This window comes from Pseudomonas monachiensis (genome assembly GCF_047345015.1).
In the GTDB taxonomy this organism is placed as follows: Bacteria; Pseudomonadota; Gammaproteobacteria; order Pseudomonadales; family Pseudomonadaceae; genus Aquipseudomonas; species Aquipseudomonas monachiensis.
This window is the reverse complement of sequence record NZ_CP178857.1, coordinates 5,289,988-5,308,556: the sequence shown is the minus strand read 5'-3', so window position 1 is coordinate 5,308,556 and position 18,569 is coordinate 5,289,988. Positions and strand designations below refer to the sequence as shown.

The 18,569-nt window shown below is 59.6% G+C and carries 20 protein-coding genes, 4 tRNA genes and 1 pseudogene; 16 read left to right on the top strand and 9 right to left on the bottom strand.

Translation table 11 applies throughout. The features are described from left to right. The first annotated feature begins 91 nt into the window (after positions 1 to 91). Positions 92 to 1,039: a 4-hydroxy-3-methylbut-2-enyl diphosphate reductase gene (gene ispH / locus ACMDB8_RS23840; protein WP_056728697.1), complete on the top strand. Its 948-nt coding sequence runs from the start codon at positions 92 to 94 to the stop codon at positions 1,037 to 1,039. Here the strand turns inward: ispH and ACMDB8_RS23835 are convergent. Next, complete coding sequence (locus ACMDB8_RS23835) at positions 1,008 to 1,547, bottom strand: GspH/FimT family pseudopilin (protein ID WP_056728695.1); 540 nt, start codon at positions 1,545 to 1,547, stop codon at positions 1,008 to 1,010. The genes ispH and ACMDB8_RS23835 overlap by 32 nt on opposite strands. A gap of 130 nt (positions 1,548 to 1,677) precedes the next feature. Between ACMDB8_RS23835 and ACMDB8_RS23830 the strand changes: the two genes are divergently transcribed. The 7 genes from ACMDB8_RS23830 to thiO are packed head-to-tail and all read left to right on the top strand — an operon-like array spanning position 1,678 to position 5,759. After that, positions 1,678 to 2,151: a GspH/FimT family pseudopilin gene (locus tag ACMDB8_RS23830; RefSeq protein WP_056728693.1), complete on the top strand. Its 474-nt coding sequence runs from the start codon at positions 1,678 to 1,680 to the stop codon at positions 2,149 to 2,151. Further along, complete coding sequence (gene pilV, locus ACMDB8_RS23825) at positions 2,148 to 2,597, top strand: type IV pilus modification protein PilV (protein ID WP_409078808.1); 450 nt, start codon at positions 2,148 to 2,150, stop codon at positions 2,595 to 2,597. The genes ACMDB8_RS23830 and pilV overlap by 4 nt, the downstream gene beginning before the upstream one ends. After that, the gene (locus ACMDB8_RS23820) at positions 2,594 to 3,301 is read left to right on the top strand and encodes a PilW family protein (RefSeq protein WP_409078807.1); all 708 of its coding nucleotides are present in this window, start codon (positions 2,594 to 2,596) and stop codon (positions 3,299 to 3,301) included. Before pilV ends, ACMDB8_RS23820 begins: the two co-directional genes overlap by 4 nt. Before the next feature lie 10 nt (positions 3,302 to 3,311). Beyond that, on the top strand, positions 3,312 to 3,791 hold the full coding sequence (locus ACMDB8_RS23815) for a pilus assembly PilX family protein (RefSeq protein ID WP_056728687.1): 480 nt from the start codon (positions 3,312 to 3,314) through the stop codon (positions 3,789 to 3,791). Continuing rightward, positions 3,778 to 4,188 (top strand): hypothetical protein, encoded by a 411-nt coding sequence (locus ACMDB8_RS23810; RefSeq protein WP_056728685.1) that lies wholly within the window; start codon positions 3,778 to 3,780, stop codon positions 4,186 to 4,188. The genes ACMDB8_RS23815 and ACMDB8_RS23810 overlap by 14 nt, the downstream gene beginning before the upstream one ends. Before the next feature lie 14 nt (positions 4,189 to 4,202). Further along, positions 4,203 to 4,604 carry a type IV pilin protein gene (locus ACMDB8_RS23805; protein ID WP_056728683.1) on the top strand — a complete coding sequence of 134 codons (402 nt, stop codon included), beginning with the start codon at positions 4,203 to 4,205 and terminating at the stop codon, positions 4,602 to 4,604. 54 nt (positions 4,605 to 4,658) lie between these two features. Then, positions 4,659 to 5,759: a glycine oxidase ThiO gene (thiO, locus tag ACMDB8_RS23800; RefSeq protein ID WP_056728681.1), complete on the top strand. Its 1,101-nt coding sequence runs from the start codon at positions 4,659 to 4,661 to the stop codon at positions 5,757 to 5,759. 81 nt (positions 5,760 to 5,840) lie between these two features. On the opposite strand, the gene ACMDB8_RS23795 is transcribed toward thiO, so the two are convergent. The 4 genes and pseudogenes from ACMDB8_RS23795 to ACMDB8_RS23780 form a co-directional block, all read right to left on the bottom strand. After that, positions 5,841 to 7,178, bottom strand: coding sequence for a sigma-54-dependent transcriptional regulator (locus ACMDB8_RS23795; protein WP_056728679.1), 1,338 nt, complete (start codon positions 7,176 to 7,178; stop codon positions 5,841 to 5,843). Continuing rightward, a pseudogene (locus tag ACMDB8_RS23790) lies at positions 7,175 to 7,477 on the bottom strand (hypothetical protein); the annotation flags it as partial. The pseudogene ACMDB8_RS23790 and the gene ACMDB8_RS23795, both read right to left, overlap by 4 nt. 46 nt (positions 7,478 to 7,523) lie before the next feature. Next, positions 7,524 to 7,757 carry a PP0621 family protein gene (locus ACMDB8_RS23785; protein WP_056728677.1) on the bottom strand — a complete coding sequence of 78 codons (234 nt, stop codon included), beginning with the start codon at positions 7,755 to 7,757 and terminating at the stop codon, positions 7,524 to 7,526. 126 nt (positions 7,758 to 7,883) lie between these two features. Further along, positions 7,884 to 8,906 carry an outer membrane protein assembly factor BamD gene (locus tag ACMDB8_RS23780; RefSeq protein ID WP_056728675.1) on the bottom strand — a complete coding sequence of 341 codons (1,023 nt, stop codon included), beginning with the start codon at positions 8,904 to 8,906 and terminating at the stop codon, positions 7,884 to 7,886. A 151-nt stretch (positions 8,907 to 9,057) separates the two neighbouring features. On the opposite strand from ACMDB8_RS23780, the gene rluD reads away from it, so the two are divergent. From rluD to ACMDB8_RS23745, 7 genes are all read left to right on the top strand, one after another. Beyond that, complete coding sequence (gene rluD, locus ACMDB8_RS23775; protein ID WP_008052092.1) at positions 9,058 to 10,020, top strand: 23S rRNA pseudouridine(1911/1915/1917) synthase RluD; 963 nt, start codon at positions 9,058 to 9,060, stop codon at positions 10,018 to 10,020. After that, positions 10,017 to 10,742: a peptidoglycan editing factor PgeF gene (gene pgeF / locus ACMDB8_RS23770; protein ID WP_056728673.1), complete on the top strand. Its 726-nt coding sequence runs from the start codon at positions 10,017 to 10,019 to the stop codon at positions 10,740 to 10,742. The genes rluD and pgeF overlap by 4 nt, the downstream gene beginning before the upstream one ends. A 130-nt stretch (positions 10,743 to 10,872) precedes the next feature. Next, positions 10,873 to 13,437 carry an ATP-dependent chaperone ClpB gene (gene clpB, locus ACMDB8_RS23765; RefSeq protein ID WP_223541988.1) on the top strand — a complete coding sequence of 855 codons (2,565 nt, stop codon included), beginning with the start codon at positions 10,873 to 10,875 and terminating at the stop codon, positions 13,435 to 13,437. A gap of 301 nt (positions 13,438 to 13,738) precedes the next feature. Beyond that, a tRNA-Asn gene (locus tag ACMDB8_RS23760) sits at positions 13,739 to 13,814 on the top strand. Positions 13,815 to 13,823: 9 nt separating this feature from the next. Then, positions 13,824 to 13,900: transfer RNA gene (locus tag ACMDB8_RS23755), tRNA-Pro, on the top strand. 5 nt (positions 13,901 to 13,905) lie between these two features. Beyond that, positions 13,906 to 13,981: transfer RNA gene (locus tag ACMDB8_RS23750), tRNA-Lys, on the top strand. A gap of 94 nt (positions 13,982 to 14,075) precedes the next feature. Next, positions 14,076 to 14,152, top strand: a tRNA-Pro gene (locus ACMDB8_RS23745). 115 nt (positions 14,153 to 14,267) lie between these two features. On the opposite strand, the gene ACMDB8_RS23740 is transcribed toward ACMDB8_RS23745, so the two are convergent. The 4 genes from ACMDB8_RS23740 to ACMDB8_RS23725 are packed head-to-tail and all read right to left on the bottom strand — an operon-like array spanning position 14,268 to position 17,004. Continuing rightward, positions 14,268 to 15,566 carry an NAD(P)/FAD-dependent oxidoreductase gene (locus ACMDB8_RS23740; RefSeq protein WP_056728670.1) on the bottom strand — a complete coding sequence of 433 codons (1,299 nt, stop codon included), beginning with the start codon at positions 15,564 to 15,566 and terminating at the stop codon, positions 14,268 to 14,270. Between the two features lie 60 nt (positions 15,567 to 15,626). Next, positions 15,627 to 15,800, bottom strand: a complete 174-nt coding sequence (locus ACMDB8_RS23735) for a DUF3094 domain-containing protein (protein ID WP_007970531.1) — start codon at positions 15,798 to 15,800, stop codon at positions 15,627 to 15,629. A gap of 53 nt (positions 15,801 to 15,853) precedes the next feature. Continuing rightward, a complete protein-coding gene (locus ACMDB8_RS23730) occupies positions 15,854 to 16,381 on the bottom strand; it encodes an MOSC domain-containing protein (RefSeq protein WP_056728668.1) in 528 nt (175 codons plus the stop codon). Beyond that, positions 16,378 to 17,004, bottom strand: a complete 627-nt coding sequence (locus ACMDB8_RS23725; protein ID WP_007970534.1) for a DUF1780 domain-containing protein — start codon at positions 17,002 to 17,004, stop codon at positions 16,378 to 16,380. The genes ACMDB8_RS23730 and ACMDB8_RS23725 overlap by 4 nt, the downstream gene beginning before the upstream one ends. A 219-nt stretch (positions 17,005 to 17,223) precedes the next feature. Between ACMDB8_RS23725 and ACMDB8_RS23720 the strand changes: the two genes are divergently transcribed. Next, positions 17,224 to 18,567, top strand: coding sequence for an aromatic acid/H+ symport family MFS transporter (locus ACMDB8_RS23720; protein WP_056728666.1), 1,344 nt, complete (start codon positions 17,224 to 17,226; stop codon positions 18,565 to 18,567). The last annotated feature ends 2 nt before the right edge of the window (positions 18,568 to 18,569 follow it).

Sequence of the window (18,569 nt, the reverse complement as noted above, 5' to 3'; positions counted from 1 at the left end):
ACGGTCAAAAATGTGGGAGCGGGCTTGCTCGCTCCCACAGTTAGTTTCTACAGTTTTCGCTATTTCTTGCGCGCAAGACACGAGGCACAGCATGCAAATCAAACTCGCCAACCCCCGTGGCTTCTGCGCCGGTGTGGACCGTGCGATCGAAATCGTCAACCGCGCCCTGGAAGTCTTCGGGCCGCCGATCTATGTACGCCACGAAGTGGTCCACAACAAATTTGTCGTCGAAGACCTGCGCTCCCGTGGAGCGATCTTCGTTGAAGAACTGGATCAGGTGCCGGACGACGTCATCGTGATCTTCAGTGCCCACGGCGTTTCCCAGGCCGTGCGCAGCGAAGCGGCTGGTCGTGGGCTGAAAGTGTTCGACGCCACGTGCCCGCTGGTGACCAAAGTCCACATCGAAGTGGCGCGCTACAGCCGTGACGGCCGAGAGTGCATTCTGATCGGCCACGCCGGTCACCCGGAAGTCGAAGGCACCATGGGCCAGTACGATGGCGGCAATGGCGGCGCGATCTACCTGGTCGAAGACGAGAAGGATGTCGCGGCGTTGCAGGTGAACAACCCTGAAAAGCTCGCCTTCGTGACCCAGACCACGCTGTCGATGGACGATACCAGTCGTGTTATCGACGCCCTGCGTTCGCGCTTTCCGGCCATCGGTGGACCGCGCAAGGACGACATTTGCTACGCCACGCAAAACCGTCAGGATGCGGTCAAGCAACTGGCGGACGAGTGCGACGTGGTGCTGGTGGTCGGCAGCCCGAACAGCTCCAACTCCAATCGCTTGCGCGAATTGGCAGAACGCATGTCCACTCCTGCCTACCTGATCGACGGTGCTGAAGACCTGCAAAAGAGCTGGTTCGACGGCGTTGAGCGTATCGGTATCACCGCCGGTGCATCTGCCCCGGAAGTCCTGGTGCGCGGCGTGATCCAGCAGTTGCAGGCCTGGGGTGCAACCGGTGCCGATGAACTGGCCGGTCGCGAGGAAAACATCACGTTCTCGATGCCTAAAGAACTGCGCGTTCGCTCGTTGACCTGAATGTTCTCCTTTTTTCGCATAACGGATGCTCAGCCTTGTCGCTGCGCAGGCTGACGCGACCGGTCCGAGCCAGCACCACTTGATGTTGGCTCACCGGTTCGCGAACGGCGCAAATGTGTAAAGTCCCTCCTAACAGTGACTCGCCCTGACCTCTGAACCGTATGGAGCTTTCGACCGTACTGTTCCCCACAATCGACACGCGTGGGCCGCTCTGGCGTTCGGTCAGTAGTGGATTGTCGCTGTCCATTTCCCCTTTGCCGCTGATATCCAGAATGATCCGCCAGCCTTGGCCCCAGTCGCCATTGATGCCGTGAATCACCACGGCCTGGTTGCGGGTGATGGCTTCGCTCCGGGCGGTACGAATACCGCTGGACAGAGCCTGTGCCGCTTGCTGTCTTTGGTTCGATTCGATCAGCGTTGCGAACGCCGGACTGACCAAATGCAGAACAATTCCTGTAATTGCCAGTCCCATGAGCAGTTCGATCAGGCTGAAGCCTTGTTGCCGCATGACATCTCCCTCCGTGGCGTGCTGTGGCTCGCGCAATCCCTGCGCGAGAAATGGCAACGCAAACGCACCGCATCGCTCGAATGTGGTGCCGCGCAAGAGCAGGTATAGCCGAAGGAAACAGAAGGCCCCGATGGATCATCCTACAAAAGGTTTCACGCTGATCGAGTTGCTGGTCGCGATCGCGATCCTTCTGATTCTGCTGACTCTGGCTGTGCCGGCGTTTACCCGCTCGACGCAAACAACCAGGGCTGATACTGAAATCGCTGACCTGCGACGAGCCTTGAATTTTGCCCGGTTAGAAGCCATCGATCGGGGCAATACCACACGGGTGCGCCCGACGGCCGGCGGGGATGTCTGGAGCGGGGAGCTGACGATTTACGACGGTACTGGCGCTTTGGCCAATGTATTGCGGGTTGTTCCGGCGATGAGCGGCGGCGCAACTCTGGCGCTAACCTCTGGCATCACTGCCATCGATTTCAACAGTATGGGCGGATTGTCATCACCGTCCTCAGAGGTGGTGATCAGCTATGGGCGGGGCACACAAAGCAGGACGCTGACGGTGTGTTTGAACGGACGAATTCTAATGGGTGGAAGTTGCGGATGAGGGCCGGGAGGCAAAGAGCGCAGGAGGGTATGACGCTGGTCGAAGTCCAGGTGGCGTTAGTCATTCTGGGAGTGGGCTTGCTGGGGGCGGCGGCGTTTCAGCTCAATGCGCTGAAGTACACGGACAGCGCGCGCATGACCAGTCAGGCCAGTTTTATCGCCTACGACCTGATGGACCGCATTCGCGCCAATGCCGCAGCGGATTACACCATTGCGCCGCCGACTTCGGGCAACCCCGACGTTACCCGGGATCAGGACCTGTTTGACTTCAACACCAACATCGTCAGTTCACTCGGTGCCTCCGCGACGGGCAGTGTCACTGTCAGCCAGAAGGTGTACACCATCACGATTACCTGGGACGACTCGCGGGCTGCGAAGGCTGCCGACTCGCGGCGCAATTTCGTCCTGAGCAGTCGCGCGGACATTGATCCGACGGTGATCCCGTGAGTCGGCGCAGCAGGGGTTTTAGCCTGGTCGAGTTGCTGATCGCCCTGGCATTGAGCCTGATCGTGGTGCTGGGCGTGGTGCAGGTTTTCATCGCAGCCAAGAACACTTATCTCAGCCAGAACGCGGCCGCGAACATGCAGGAGGACGCACGTTTTGTGTTGAGCAAAATGATTCAGGAAGTCCGCATGGTCGGGATGTTCGGTTGTCTGGAAACGATCACCGATTCAAGTCAGAAAGGTGATTTCCATGCCAGTCAGCTAGCACCGATCCGTTGGGACAGCGGCGGCCGTAAGTTGACGCTGGTTACGGCGGATGTCGGCGTTAATGGTGACAAGCCGGACTGGACCGTACTTTCCGATTGTCGAACCCATTCGACGGCCTACAGTGAAGGTCGGAAGCCAGTGGCAGGGCAGCTGGCATTTCCGATCCGGCGGCTGACTTATAGCTACAGCAACGACCAACTGCTGATGAAGAGCGGGGCTGCAGCACCACAGGTGCTGGTGGATAACGTCAGCGCTTTTGACGTGAGCTTCGGCCTGGCCAGCACGGCCACTGATCTGGCAGCTTCGCGTTACAGCAGCAACCCGCCGGACGCCGCGCTGATTCGTAGTGTTCGCCTGAGCCTGACTCTCTTCGATCCGAACCACCGGGTGGCCGATCAAACCTTCAACGTGGTTGCCGCCCTGCGCAACCGCTTGCCATGAAGGAGTGCCAATGAATCGTGCTCCCAAGACGTATTTCGCCCAACGCGGCATGGCCCTGTTGGTCAGCCTGGTGTTCTTGCTCTTGCTGACGTTGATTGGTCTTTCATCGATGCAGAGCGCCACCCTGCAGGAAAAAATGGCCGCTAGCGTCGCCTTGCGCAACCAGTCGTTCCAGAGTGCCGAAGCCGCATTGCGGGTCGGCGAGGGTACGGTGCAGCGGGACAGTTATGCGCTGCCTGTTTGCAGCGGCATCGTGCAATGTGCACCACCGTCCGAGTCTTCGACAATTACCGCTGCCGGTTTCAACGCCTCTTCCGGCGTGACCTGGATTGCATCGGACAAGGGTTTTTATGGCGTGCAAAACATCGGTATCAGCCAAAATGCGGTGAATGTGCCAATCAATACCCCGGCAACCTTGTATCGGGTAACGGCAGTCGGCATCGCGGGGCACTCGCGCAGTGTGGTGGAGAGCATCTATGCGAAGTACTGAGCGACCTGCCAGGTTATGGTCGCAACTATTTGTTGTCGTCGCGCTTGACCTGTCGATGTCGGCGCACGCTGCCACATCAGTGGATTCGCCAGCGCTGAACCGGCCAACCTGTCTGGCCAATGGCAACTGGTACGGTTTTTATCACAGCAATCAGGGGTTGAAGGCCGTCTGCCTGAAGCTGCCCGCTGCGATCAGCGTTAAGATGCTCGACAGCAACGCCGATGGAGTGGTCGACAACAGCGACACACTATCCGATGGCGTGATCTTTATCGGAGAACATTCGACCCGGGACGCCAGCGACAGCGGCGGGGTCGTGAACGATTCCACTGGCGACGGTACTGCGGGGATGGAAAAATCCGGCGGCAGCCGTCGCATCATGTGGCGACAAATACAGTGAGTGAGAGTTGATGCATGCGTAGTTCCAACCGCGGTTTTACCCTGATCGAAATCATGATCGTGATTGCGATCATCGGTATTGTCATGACCATTGCTGCCCCGAGTCTCACCGAATACATGAACAAGGGCCGTCGCGCAGAAGCAGCCGGTCTGCTCTCGGAGCAGGCGCAACTCCTGGAGCGCTTCTACTCGCAGAAAAATGCCTACACCGATGCGACGGGCCTCAGTGCCGGCAATGATTACTACAGCATCACACCGACCCTGACCGACCAGACCTTTCTGCTGACGGCGGTGCGCAAGGCTGATTCGAGCATGGCCACTGACAAGTGCGGTGATCTGACCATCACCAACACCGGTGTGCTCGGTATGGTCAACGCGGAATCCGGCCTGACCAGCAAAGACTGCTGGGGGCGCTGAGTTTTTTTCGGGTGCCTTTTGTACCCTCTGTCTATTTAACGATTGGATCAGAACATGACCAGGCAACAGCAAGTGGTGATTGTCGGCGGCGGGGTGATTGGTTTGCTGACGGCGTTCAATCTCGCCTCCGAAGTGCAAAGCGTTGTGCTGCTGGATCGCTCGAGCGTCGGCCAGGAATCGTCCTGGGCCGGTGGCGGCATCGTTTCGCCGCTTTACCCGTGGCGCTACAGCCCGGCGGTCACCGCATTGGCTCACTGGTCCCAGGACTTTTATCCACAGCTGGGCGAGCGCTTGTTTGCCGCCACTGGGGTTGATCCTGAAGTGCACACCACCGGTCTGTACTGGCTGGATCTGGATGACGAGGCTGAAGCCCTGGCATGGGCCGCCCGGGAAAATCGCCCGCTCAGCGCGGTGGATATATCGGCCGCACACGACGCCGTGCCGGTGCTGGGCAGTGGTTTTGCCCGGGCGATCTACATGGCCGACGTCGCCAACGTGCGCAACCCGCGTCTGGTGAAGTCACTCAAGGCCGCATTGCTGGCACTGCCGAACGTGACGATCCATGAGCAGTGCGAAGTCAGCGGGTTTGTTCGTGACGGCAACAAAGTGGTCGGCGTGCAGACCTCCACAGGTACTGTCCCGGGCGATCAAGTTGTCCTGACGGCGGGGGCCTGGAGCGGTGATTTGCTCAAGCTGCTTGATCTGACGCTGCCGGTCGAGCCGGTGAAAGGGCAGATGATTCTCTACAAGTGTGCGGCGGATTTCCTGCCGAGCATGGTCCTGGCCAAGGGCCGTTATGCGATTCCCCGGCGCGACGGGCACATACTGATCGGCAGTACGTTGGAGCATGAGGGCTATGACAAGACGCCGACCGGGTCGGCACTGGAAAGCCTGAAGGCGTCCGCGGTGGAATTGATCCCGGCACTGGCCAATGCCGAAGTGGTGGGGCATTGGGCCGGATTGCGTCCGGGATCACCCGAGGGCATTCCTTACATCGGCCCGGTGCCGGGGTTTGACGGGCTCTGGCTCAACTGCGGGCATTACCGTAACGGGCTGGTGCTGGCGCCGGCATCATGCCAGCTGTTTGCCGATGTGATGCTGGGCCGGGCACCGATTATCGATCCGGCGCCTTATGCGCCTGCCGGAAGACTTTGACAAGATCGCAGCCTGCGGCAGCTCCTACAGTAGGCACGCTCTCATGTAGGAGCTGCCGAAGGCTGCGATCTTTTTAAAGCCTCAATCCAATCCCAACTTCTTGAGCCTGTAGCGCATCGACCTGAATGACAGGTTCAACCGCTGGGCCGCCGCCGTGCGGTTCCAGCGGGTTTCCTCCAGGGCCTGGAGCAGCAGTTGGCGTTCGACGTTTTCCAGGTAGGCTTCCAGGTTGTCGATCCGGGTCAGGTCTGGCACGCCAACTTCAGCCCCACAGTTGCCTTCAGCCAAGCGCAGGTCACCGGCTTCAATCTGTTTGTTCTCACACAAGGTGTGTGCCCGTTCGAGCATGTTTTCCAGTTCCCGCACATTGCCCGGGAAGCGATAGCTTTTCAGTGCATCGAGGGCCTGGGGGTGGAGTCTCGCCGCAGGTTGAGCGGTATCGGCAGCCAGACGCTTGAGAATGTGGCTAGCTAGCATTTCGATATCGTCGCGACGTTCACGCAAGGGCGGCACCCGGAGTTCGATTACGTTCAAGCGGTAGTAAAGATCATGACGAAAACGTCCGGCGGCGACTTCGGCACCAAGGTCTTTGTGCGTGGCGCAGAGAATGCGCACATCCACAGCCACTTCCTGCTGCCCGCCGACGCTGCGTACGGATTTCTCCTGAATTGCGCGCAGCAGTTTGACTTGCATGGCCAGCGGCAGGTCGGCCACTTCGTCAAGGAGCAGGGTGCCACTGTGGGCTGTCTGGAACAGGCCGGGTTTGTCTTCGATGGCACCGCTGAAACTGCCTTTGCGATGGCCGAAAAACTCGCTCTCCAACAGCTCCGAGGGAATCGCCGCGCAGTTGATCGCAATGAACGGCTGATGGGCGCGGGGGCTTTGATCGTGGATCAGGCGCGCGACCAACTCCTTGCCGCTGCCGGACTCTCCGCTGATGTAGACCGTCGCATGGCTGCTGGCCAGTTTGGTGATGTGCTTGCGCAGGTTGCGCATGGGCAATGAATCGCCCAGCAAGCGTCGTTCGATGCCGACTCCGTGGGCAGGAACCAGCAGGGCGTTGGTGACCAGTTCACGCAGGCGCGCAAGGTCCACCGGTTTGGTCAGGAAGTCGAAGGCCCCGGCCTTGAGCACATTGATCGCGTTTTCGAGGCTGTCATAGGCGGTGATCATCGCCACCTGGACCTGAGGGTGGCGTTGCTGGATGTGTTGCACCAACTCCAGGCCGGTGCCGTCCGGCAATTGCATGTCGGTCAGGCATAGATCGAAGGTTTCGCGTTTGAGCAGGGATTGCGCTTCGCCAACGTTGCGGGCGTTGAACGTCTCCAGATTCATCCTGCCCAAGGTGATTTCCAGGAGTTCTCGAATGTCCGGTTCGTCATCGACGATCAGGACTTTTTGTCGTGGTCTGGTGTTCAATGTGGCGTTCGTCCGTGTGCATAGGTCCTGCAAAAGCAGCCGCTTTCCTGGCGTACCTTGAAGTCTAGGCGGGACAAAATGCTTTCGCCCGGCTGGCCGGACAGATTAAGCCCCAGGCCCTTGGTATGGCGGGCTGGGGCTTCATTTTCGAGTATTTCCAGTGATTTCAGGTCGAGCCGTAGCGGAGGGATTTGCACGCGGCGCTGTAGGTGCAGGACGTTTTCGATTACCCGGTTCATTCGCACAGAGAGGTCTTGAATAATCTGCGTCAGACGTCGATCAACACCTTTCAGTTCCTTGGGTACGCGCGATAGTCCTTGAACGGTTGCCATTTCTGCTCAAGTGTCAGTGACCACTGGAGCCCTTGCCTTGCTCGAGATGAGCCTGGCTGCAATACCATTGCTGGTCGAGGCTCAGTGCGCGGTCACGGGGCAGGTGAACGCCGCAATGGGCACAACGGACCATGGGCGCCGCTTCCCGCTCGGCAGGGGGCTTGGGGGTGGAGGCCTGCCCCTTGAACTTGCGCCAGAACCATACTGCAGCGGCAATCAGGGCAATCCAGAACAATAAACGAAGCATGGTGAGCTGCTTTTTGATTGATGAAGCGGCAGTTTAGCCAAGGACCTGGCAGGCGCACAGTGTAATAAAGTGCTTGAAATAAAAAAGGGAGACTCGAAAGTCTCCCTTTTTGCACAACCTGGGGTGTCAGTCGAACACACCGAGGGTCATGTAGCTGAACCACGAACGGTCGTCGTTGTTGCCTTGCGCTTCGTGATTTTCTTCTTCGATCACATCGCCTTCGGCATCTTTAGGCTTGAGCTCGCTCGGGATGGCGTCCTTGGCTTCCTGGAATTGCTTCTGTACGTCCTGGTTGGCGCGGGTTTCACCCGGCGGCAGCGGCGGACGGGATTCGATCAGGCCCAGGGTCGCCTTGCTCAGCCACGAACGGTTGTCGGCTTCGGCCACGGTCGGTACGAACTGACCGTCTACCAGTGTCGGGTGGTTCGGGTAGTTGAGCTTCAGGGTTTCCAGGCTGGTGGCAGCCAGTTCGTCCAGGTGCATGCGCTGGTAGGCCTCGGTCATCACCGCCAGGCCGTCGCCGACCGAAGGGGTTTCCTGGAAGTTTTCCACCACGTAACGACCGCGGTTCGCGGCGGCGACATAAGCCTGACGGGTCAGGTAGTAGTCGGCCACGTGAATTTCGTAGGCTGCCAGCAGGTTGCGCAGATAGATCATGCGCTGCTTGGCGTCTGGCGCGTAGCGGCTGTTCGGGAAGCGGCTGGTCAGCTGGGCGAACTCGTTATAGGAGTCGCGGGCGGCGCCCGGGTCACGCTTGGTCATGTCCAGCGGCAGGAAACGCGCCAGCAGGCCGACGTCCTGGTCGAAAGAAGTCAGGCCCTTGAGGTAGTAGGCATAATCGACGTTCGGATGCTGTGGGTGCAGGCGAATGAAGCGTTCGGCAGCGGACTTGGCCGCTTCTGGCTCGGTGTTCTTGTAGTTGGCGTAGATGAGTTCGAGTTGCGCCTGATCGGCATAGCGACCGAACGGATAACGCGATTCCAGAGCCTTCAGCTTGGCGATGGCGCTGGTGTAGCTGCTATTGTCCAGGTCGGCTTGAGCCTGTTGGTACAGCTCGACTTCACTGAGGTTTTCGTCTACGACTTCCTTCGATGAGCAAGCAGCGGTCAATGCGAGGATGGCGATCAGCAGCAGGTGTTTCACTTGCATGGCGGCTTGCGTCCCTATGACGGCCGCTGTCTTGGGCGTGGCCGTCCTGTTATGATGAGCGCCCCGTTGAATAGCCTCGGGGCAAAAGACGCCGTATTTAACCACAAGCGCGCAGCCGAAACCAAAGGCTGTGCCGACGCCTAGTCTGAGCATGTCCGATAAAATTGAACTTCGCGCAGAGGTGCCGTCCGAATTGGGCGGCCAACGCCTCGATCAAGTCGCCGCACAATTATTCGCTGAGCACTCGCGCTCGCGCCTTTCCGCCTGGATCAAAGACGGCCGCCTGACTGTGGATGGGGCGGTTATCCGCCCGCGAGACATCGTCCACGGCGGCGCCATCCTTGAGCTGACTGCCGAGCAGGAAGCTCAGGGCGAATGGGTCGCTCAAGACATAGCCCTGGATATCGTCTATGAAGACGACGACATCCTGGTGATCAACAAGCCTGCGGGCCTGGTGGTGCACCCGGCTGCCGGTCATGCCGACGGCACCTTGCTCAACGCCTTGCTGCACCACGTGCCGGACATCATCAATGTGCCCCGCGCCGGTATCGTGCATCGCCTGGACAAGGACACCACCGGTCTGATGGTGGTGGCCAAGACCATTCAAGCGCAGACGCAGCTGGTTACACAGTTGCAGAGCCGCAGCGTCAGCCGGATCTACGAGTGCATCGTGATCGGAGTGGTGACAGCCGGTGGCAAGATCAATGCGCCGATCGGACGCCACGGCCAGCAACGCCAGCGCATGGCCGTGATGGAAGGTGGCAAGCAAGCCGTCAGCCATTACCGCGTGCTCGAGCGCTTCCGCTCCCACACTCACGTGCGGGTGAAGCTGGAAACCGGTCGTACGCACCAGATTCGCGTGCACATGGCGCACATCAACTACCCGTTGGTCGGAGATCCTGCCTACGGCGGTCGTTTCCGTATCCCGCCGGCCGCCAACCCGACCATGGTCGAGTCGCTGAAAAATTTCCCGCGTCAGGCGCTGCATGCGCGTTTCCTGGAACTGGATCATCCGACCACCGGTCAGCGCATGAGCTGGGAATCGCCGTTGCCGGAAGATTTCGTCTGGTTGCTGACCCTGCTCAAGCAAGACCGCGAGGCGTTCATCGGATGAGTGACTGGCTGATTCCTGACTGGCCCGCGCCGGCCGGGGTCAAAGCCTGCGTCACCACCCGTGCGGGCGGCGTCAGTGTGGCGCCGTTCGACAGCCTCAACCTCGGCGATCACGTCGACGACAGCCCTGAAGCTGTTGCCGAGAATCGTCGTCGTCTTACCGATCATTTCTCCATTCAACCGGCCTGGTTGCAGCAGGTTCACGGCATCGTCGTGGCCCATGCCGATCCTGACCGGGTGGATACGGCTGATGCCAGCTGGACATCAACGCCGGGCGTCGCCTGTGCTGCGATGACCGCCGATTGCCTGCCTGCGCTGTTTTGCGACCGTGCCGGCACCCGCGTTGCTGCAGCCCATGCCGGTTGGCGCGGGTTGGCGGCGGGCGTGCTGGAAGCCACCCTCGACAGTCTGGCGGTGCCACCGGCCGAAGTATTGGTCTGGCTCGGCCCGGCCATCGGCCCGCAAGCCTTTGAAGTCGGCCCGGAAGTGCGCGAAACCTTCGTGCAGCAGTTGCCGCAAGCGGCTGAAGCCTTCGTGCCGAGTCAAAACCCCGGCAAGTTCATGGCCGACATCTATAGGCTGGCGCGTCTGCGCCTGGCCGCTCGTGGCGTCACCGCTGTCTACGGTGGAGGTTTCTGCACCGTGACCGACCCACGTTTCTTTTCCTACCGCCGTGCCCCTCGCACCGGTCGCTTTGCCTCCCTGATCTGGCTCGCCCGCTAAGCTTCTCTGATCTGCATCAATGTCTTGATGCTTGAAACTCCCAGAATCGACCGCATCTATAACGGTATCTGGCAGGTTTCTTCATTCAGGATGTTTTATAGGTCCGGCCTGCTCAAAAGGAAGGTGACCCATGCGTATAGACCGTTTAACCAGCAAATTGCAGTTAGCGTTGTCCGATGCCCAATCCCTGGCTGTCGGCCTTGATCATCCGGCCATCGAGCCGGCGCACTTGATGCAGGCCTTGCTCGAACAGCAGGGCGGCTCGATCAAGCCTCTGTTGATGCAGGTGGGCTTTGACGTCAACAGCCTGCGTAAAGAGCTGACCAAAGAGCTCGACCAGCTCCCAAAAATCCAGAACCCGACCGGCGACGTGAACATGTCGCAGGATCTGGCGCGCCTGCTCAACCAGGCCGACCGCCTGGCCCAGCAGAAGGGCGACCAGTTCATCTCCAGTGAGCTGGTGCTGCTCGCCGCCATGGACGAGAACAGCAAGCTCGGCAAGCTGTTGCTCGGTCAGGGCGTGAGCAAGAAAGCCCTGGAGAACGCGATCAACAACCTGCGTGGTGGCGAGGCCGTCAACGACCCGAACCACGAAGAAGCGCGACAGGCCCTGGACAAATACACCGTCGACCTGACCAAGCGAGCCGAAGACGGCAAGCTTGATCCGGTGATCGGCCGTGACGATGAAATCCGTCGGACCATCCAGGTGCTGCAACGTCGCACCAAGAACAACCCGGTGCTGATCGGTGAGCCTGGCGTGGGTAAAACCGCGATCGCCGAAGGCCTGGCCCAGCGCATCATCAACGGCGAAGTGCCGGATGGTTTGAAGGGCAAGCGCCTGTTGTCCCTGGACATGGGGGCGCTGATCGCCGGTGCCAAGTATCGCGGTGAGTTCGAAGAACGCCTGAAATCCCTGCTCAATGAACTGTCGAAGCAGGAAGGGCAGATCATCCTGTTCATCGACGAACTGCACACCATGGTCGGCGCCGGTAAGGGCGAAGGCTCGATGGATGCGGGCAACATGCTTAAGCCGGCCCTGGCCCGCGGTGAGCTGCACTGTGTCGGTGCGACCACGCTCAACGAGTACCGCCAATATATAGAGAAGGACGCCGCTCTCGAGCGACGTTTCCAGAAAGTACTGGTGGACGAGCCGAGTGAGGAAGACACCATCGCTATCCTGCGTGGCCTCAAGGAGCGTTATGAGGTGCACCACAAGGTGGCGATTACCGACGGCGCGATCATTGCCGCAGCCAAGCTCAGCCATCGCTACATCACTGACCGGCAGTTGCCGGACAAGGCCATCGACCTGATCGATGAGGCCGCCAGTCGCATCCGCATGGAGATCGACTCCAAGCCGGAAGTGCTGGACCGTCTGGAGCGTCGCCTGATTCAGCTGAAGGTGGAGTCCCAGGCGCTGAAGAAAGAAAGCGACGACGCGGCGAAGAAGCGTCTGGAGAAACTGCAGGAAGAAATCGCTCGTCATGAGCGTGAGTACTCGGATCTCGAAGAAATCTGGAACTCGGAAAAAGCCGAAGTCCAGGGTTCTGCGCAGATCCAGCAGAAAATCGAGCAGTCCCGTCAGGAATTGGAAACCGCTCGCCGCAAAGGCGACCTGAACCGCATGGCCGAGTTGCAGTACGGGGTGATCCCGGATCTGGAGCGTAGCCTGCAAATGGTCGACCAGCATGGCAAGCCCGAAAACCAGTTGCTGCGCAGCAAGGTGACTGAAGAAGAGATCGCCGAAGTCGTATCGAAGTGGACCGGTATTCCGGTGTCGAAGATGCTCGAAGGCGAGCGCGACAAGCTTATGAAGATGGAAAGCCTGTTGCACCAGCGTGTGATCGGTCAGGACGAAGCGGTGGTGGCGGTTTCCAACGCGGTACGGCGTTCCCGTGCCGGGTTGTCCGACCCTAATCGCCCAAGCGGCTCGTTCATGTTCCTCGGCCCGACCGGTGTCGGTAAAACCGAGCTGTGCAAGGCATTGGCCGAATTCCTCTTTGACACCGAAGAGGCGATGGTGCGGATCGACATGTCCGAGTTCATGGAGAAACATTCCGTGGCTCGCTTGATCGGTGCGCCACCAGGCTACGTGGGCTACGAAGAGGGCGGTTACCTGACCGAGGCCGTACGTCGCAAACCGTATTCGGTAATCCTCATGGACGAAGTCGAGAAGGCGCACCCGGATGTGTTCAACATCTTGTTGCAAGTGCTCGAGGATGGTCGTCTGACCGACAGCCATGGCCGCACGGTGGATTTCAAGAACACCGTGATTGTCATGACCTCCAACCTGGGGTCGGTACAGATCCAGGAGCTGGTCGGTGACCGTGAGGCGCAGCGCGCGGCGGTGATGGATGCGATTTCCAGCCACTTCCGGCCGGAGTTCATCAACCGGGTCGACGAAGTGGTGATCTTCGAGCCGTTGGCGCGGGATCAGATCGCCGGCATTACCGAGATCCAGCTGGGTCGCCTGCGCAGCCGCCTGACCGAGCGCGAGCTGAAGCTTGAGCTCAGCCCGGAAGCCATGGACAAGCTGATCGCGGTCGGCTACGACCCGGTGTACGGCGCACGGCCGCTCAAGCGCGCCATCCAGCGCTGGATCGAGAACCCGCTGGCGCAGTTGATACTGTCCGGTCGATTCATGCCGGGCGATACCGCTCACGGTGTGGTGGAGAACGACGAAATCGTCTTCGTCTGATCCATAACGGCAGCAAAATCGAAAAGGCCTCGCATAACGAGGCCTTTTTTTCGTTAGGCTGTTGAACTCAAAGGAAAAGGCTTGTAAAGTGCGCCCCGCAGTAAGTCACCCGCCAGGGTTTCCGCTCCCCAAGCAGGAATCCAAAATAAGTTGCAAATCATTAACTTGAAAGCAATTTAGGGGGTTGACAGAGGTGCTGAAGATTGTAGAATAGCGCGCCTCAGACACACGAACGCAGCGATGCGAACGGGTCGAAGAGAACGCAGTAAAAGCTTCAAAGTTGTAAATTGAAATGTGTAGTTCCGTGATAGCTCAGTCGGTAGAGCAAATGACTGTTAATCATTGGGTCCCAGGTTCGAGTCCTGGTCACGGAGCCAATTTCAAACCGGGGTATAGCGCAGTCCGGTAGCGCGCCTGCTTTGGGAGCAGGATGTCAGGAGTTCGAATCCCCTTACCCCGACCATTTTTGGGTCGTTAGCTCAGTTGGTAGAGCAGTTGGCTTTTAACCAATTGGTCGTAGGTTCGAATCCCACACGACCCACCATTTTTGAAACCAGTTAGCGCTGGAATCGAATCTTAAGATCAGAGGCCAAAAGCGCTGATCGAGGAAGGCGCCTTCAAGGGTGCCTTTTTTTTACCGGGGTATAGCGCAGTCCGGTAGCGCGCCTGCTTTGGGAGCAGGATGTCAGGAGTTCGAATCCCCTTACCCCGACCATATTAAAAATCCTCGTATCGAAAGATACGGGGATTTTTTTTGTCCACAGGAAACTCAGGAACGCCGCAAAGCCAATGTGGGAGCGAGCAAGCTCGCTCCCACAGTGGTTGAGGTGTTAGTGCAGTTTCAGCCGTGGCTCAGTCCCACGTCCGATCTTGCTGCCCAGCATCAGCATCGCCGTGCGGAACGGCCCGTACAGCGCCATCTGGTGCATGCGGTACAGCGACACGTAGAACATCCGCGCCAGCCAGCCTTCGAGCATCACGCTGCCTGTGAGGTTGCCCATCAAGTTACCCACAGCCGAAAAGCGCGACAGCGAAATCAGCGAGCCGTAGTCGGTGTACTTGTACTCCGGCAGTGCCTTGCCTTCGATGCGCAGTTTCAGCGATTTGGCCAGCAACGAAGCCTGTTGGTGAGCGGCTTGGGCGCGTGGTGGCACATTGCGGTCGCTGCCCGGTTGCGGACAGGCGGCGCAGTCACCGAAGGCGAAGATGTTCTCGTCACGGGTGGTTTGCAGGGTCGGCAGCACTTGCAGCTGGTTGATGCGGTTGGTTTCCAGGCCATCGATGTCCTTGAGGAAACCCGGTGCGCGAATCCCGGCGGCCCAGACTTTCAGGCTGGCCTTGATTTCGTTGCCGTCGGCGGTGATCAGGCTGTCGGCCGTCACTTCGCTGACAGCGGCATTGGTCATGACGTTGACCCCGAGTTTCTCCAGGGTTTTATGCACAGGCCCGCCAATCCGCTCCGGCAGTGCCGGCAGCACCCGTGGACCGGCTTCGATCAGGGTGATGTGCATGTTTTCCGGTTTGATCCGGTCCAGGCCATAGGCTGCCAATTCGTGGGCTGCGTTGTGCAGTTCGGCGGCCAGTTCGACCCCGGTGGCACCGGCGCCGACGATGGCCACGCTGATTTGTTCGATCGCGTCGGTCTGGCCGGCGTGAGCGCGCAGATAGTGATTGAGCAGTTGCTGGTGGAAGCGCTCGGCCTGTTTGCGGGTGTCGAGGAACAGGCAATGCTGCGCCGCGCCCTGAGTGCCGAAATCATTGGTGGTGCTGCCGACGGAAATCACCAGCGAGTCGTAAGGCACTTCACGCGCGGGTACCAATTCCACACCGGCTTCGTCATAGGTGGCGGCCAGCTGGATTTTTTTCTGCGCACGATCAAGCCCGCTCATGCGCCCCAGTTGGAACTCGAAGTGGTTCCATTTGGCCTGGGCAACATAGTTGAGTTCATCTTCGGAGGAGTTCAGGGAACCGGCCGCCACTTCGTGCAACAAGGGTTTCCAGATGTGGGTCAGGTTCGCGTCGACCAGCATCACGCTGGCTGTGCCGCGCTTGCCCAGAGTCTTACCCAGGCGGGTAGCCAACTCCAGACCGCCGGCGCCGCCGCCGACAATGACAATACGATGGGACATGGGGATAACTCGCAAGGCTAAAGGAAATCGGTGTCAGTACCTTCGCGAGCGCAAGGCAGCTCATAGCGTCAGGTAACTGATAAGTCGGCTCAACAGGCCCAGACCAATGGTCACTGCCAATACCAGTACAAGGAGCATCCACGGCCGGAAGGGCCGGCGCTCGACTTGGTGCTGGGACAACTGCAGGTACTCTTCGACATGCTTTTGGTCGTCGGGGTTCAGGCGGCTGGTCATATCGGGCCTCGTCAGGGGTAGACGTTGCTGAATGTGTAGAAGCTACAGTGTTTTTACCCAGGGTTGAACGCAGCATAGCCGCTGTCTGGAATGGGTTCGACGCTTACGGTGTCGTCCAGGCGAATGATGCCACTTTGTAACACCCGGGCAGTGATTCCGCCATGTCCGCGCACGGCCTGAAAGGTGCCGATGCCCAGGTTGCTTTCCAGGCGCGCGCAGGGCTGGCACCAGCCGGTGGTTTCGAACGTTGCCTGGCCGATCCGGAAGCGGCGGCCCTTGAGGCTGAACAGATTGATGCCACTGATAACGAGGTTGCGCCGCAGATCTTCAGGCCGGACCGGATGATCGAGTGCGCGCCCCATCAGTGAACTGATGACCGCCAGGTGCTCCCACTGAATCAGCGTTACCTGCCGTGCATTGCGCACGCCCGGGCGGGCGTGGTCGCCGGTCAGGCCGGCTTCCAGGCGCGCTTCCACGGCATCGAGTTCAAGCATCGCCGAACGTGATTGCGGGCGCACGCCGATCCAGCGTACCCGACCTTGTTGCGGCACCTCGGCGATCAGCTCCTGCAGCGGGCTCACAGGCTGATCCCGACGTCGAACACAATGCTGCGCCCCAGGTTGCTGCGCAAGAAGTCCGGAGCATCCGGGTGAGCGAACAGCACGCGGGCAAAAGTCGGCCCAACCAATGATAGCGAACGCCAGCCCTGGCGCAGGTATTCGGTTGGTGGCGGGAAATGGCTGTTGAGGTCCAGCACTTCGCGTTTGAGGCTGGCGAAGGCAATGATGTCCAACTCACCCAGATCCATGCCGCGCTCTTTGTAGTTGTGCGCTTTTTTGCGCAAGGTCGGCGCCAATCGCAGCAAGAACTCGTTGGCGGGGATGCGTCGTGGCTTGGCCTCGCGGCGCACCAGTTGGCTCAGGGAGAACGCGCTGCGTCGGCGTTGCAGCTCGTCGCGCCATTCATCGTTGAGGCGCCGGCCCTCGTCGAGCACGAAGAACACCTCGAAACTGGCATCGCGAAACAACACATCCGGCGGCTCCCCGGCGGGGGCGAACTCATCGGCGCGATAGGGAATGTTCAAGCCTTGCAGCAGGCGCTGGCAGACCCAACGCTCACGCTCCCATTTGCGGGCATTGGACAGAAACGCGTTGGCTTGCTCGGCCGCGATGGTCAGCAGGCGTAAATAATCTGAGTCATCCATAGGCCCAAGCTTAGCGTTCAAATGTGATCGCAAAGAAGACAATTTGTCGAAGAGGCTCATAGCCTTCCGTTCCCATGCCCGTTCCAGGGCCCTGCACAAAACGGATAGTGGTCTGCGCTCACTGGCTATTGCCACGTATCGGACGGCTCTACCCTCGGCTGTACGGACGTAAGCCGTGTTACCGCCGCTCTAAAAAAACAACAACAAGAGATAAATGCCATGCGCAAGATCGACGTACATGAGGTTATCGACAACGCTCGCTTCAACCGCTTTCACTGGATGGTGCTGTTCTGGTGTGCCCTGATCATCATCTTCGACGGTTACGATCTGGTGATCTACGGCGTGGTCTTGCCGATGCTGATGAAAGAGTGGGGGCTCAGTCCTCTGCAAGCCGGTGCACTGGGCAGTTATGCACTGTTCGGCATGATGTTCGGCGCGCTGTTCTTCGGTCCGCTGTCGGACAGGATCGGCCGCAAGAAAGCCATCACCATCTGCGTGATGCTCTTCAGCGGCTTCACCGTGCTCAATGGTTTCGCCCGTAACCCCACCGAGTTCGGCCTGTGTCGCTTCATTGCCGGGCTCGGCATTGGCGGCGTGATGCCTAACGTCGTGGCGCTGATGAACGAGTACGCGCCGAAAAAAATCCGCAGCACGCTGGTTGCGATCATGTTCAGCGGTTACTCGGTGGGCGGCATGCTGTCCGCCGGGCTGGGCATTGTGCTGATCCCGCGTTTCGGCTGGCAGTCGGTGTTTTACGTGGCGGTCCTGCCGCTGCTGTTGTTGCCGCTGATCATGTACTTCCTGCCCGAATCGGTGGGCTTCATGTTGCGTCAGGGGCGCAATGAAGACGCACGCAACATTCTGCAGCGCATCGACCCGGCCTACGTCGCACAAACCTCTGACCAATTGCACATGGCCGAAGTGAAAGGCACGGGCACCCCGGTGTTGCAGCTGTTCCGTGACGGCCGTGCGCTGCGCACGCTGATGCTGTGGCTGGCGTTTTTCTGCTGCCTGTTGATGGTGTATGCGCTGAGTTCCTGGCTGCCGAAACTGATGGCCAACGCCGGTTACAGCCTGGGTTCGAGCCTGTCGTTCCTGCTGGTGTTGAACTTCGGGGCGATCTTCGGCGCGGTCGGGGGCGGGGTGCTGGGGGACAAGCTCAATCTGCCGCGGGTGCTGTCGGTGTTTTTCGCCATGGCGGCGGTGTCGATCACCCTGTTGGGCTTCAACAGCCCGATGCCGGTGTTGTACCTGCTGATCGCCATTGCCGGTGCCACTACCATTGGCTCGCAGATTCTCTTGTACGCCTGCGCCGCGCAGTTCTATTCCATGACGATTCGTTCGACCGGCCTGGGCTGGGCCTCGGGCATCGGGCGCAACGGGGCCATCGTCGGTCCGCTGCTGGGTGGCGCCTTGCTCGGGATCAGCCTGCCCCTGCAGCTGAACTTCATGGCGTTTGCCTTGCCCGGTGCGGTGGCGGCCCTGGCCATGACCGTGTTCGCCATCAGCAGCCGACGTAGCGCTGCTGGCGTCAACCCAGCGTTGTCAGCGACCGGTGCCTGAAT